The organism is Neisseria sp. HMSC070F02 (assembly GCF_001814225.1).
GTDB lineage: Bacteria > Pseudomonadota > Gammaproteobacteria > Burkholderiales > Neisseriaceae > Neisseria > Neisseria meningitidis.
In genome coordinates, this window is sequence record NZ_KV815413.1 from 1 (window position 1) to 585 (window position 585).

The 585-nt window shown below is 50.1% G+C and carries 1 protein-coding gene; it reads left to right on the forward strand.

Features of this window, described 5'->3' with window-relative positions:
- A partial coding sequence (locus HMPREF2959_RS04840) for a calcium-binding protein (protein ID WP_305800015.1) occupies positions 1–585 on the forward strand: 585 nt, incomplete at both ends.

A 585-nucleotide genomic window follows, 5' to 3' on the forward strand; every position in this document is an offset into this window, starting at 1 on the left:
TCGGCAAAGGCTTCGGTCAGGATACGGTCTATAATTACGACTACGCTACCGGACGCAAAGACATCATCCGCTTTACCGACGGTATTACAGCCGATATGCTGACTTTTACCCGAGAGGGCAACCATCTTCTTATCAAGGCAAAAGACGACAGTGGACAAGTGACTGTTCAGTCCTATTTCCAGAACGATGGCTCAGGTGCTTACCGTATCGATGAGATTCATTTCGATAACGGCAAAGTACTGGATGTTGCCACTGTCAAAAAACTGGTACAGCAATCCACCGACGGTTCGGACAGATTGTATGCCTACCAATCCGGAAGTACCTTAAATGGCGGATTGGGCGATGACTATCTGTACGGTGCCGACGGGGATGACCTGCTGAATGGTGATGCAGGCAACGACAGTATCTACAGTGGCAATGGCAATGATACGCTCAATGGAGGAGAAGGCAACGACGCCCTGTACGGCTATAATGGTAACGATGTACTGAATGGTGGCGAAGGCAATGATCATTTGAACGGCGAAGACGGTAACGACACTCTGATCGGCGGTGCAGGCAATGATTACTTGGAGGGCGGCAGCGGTT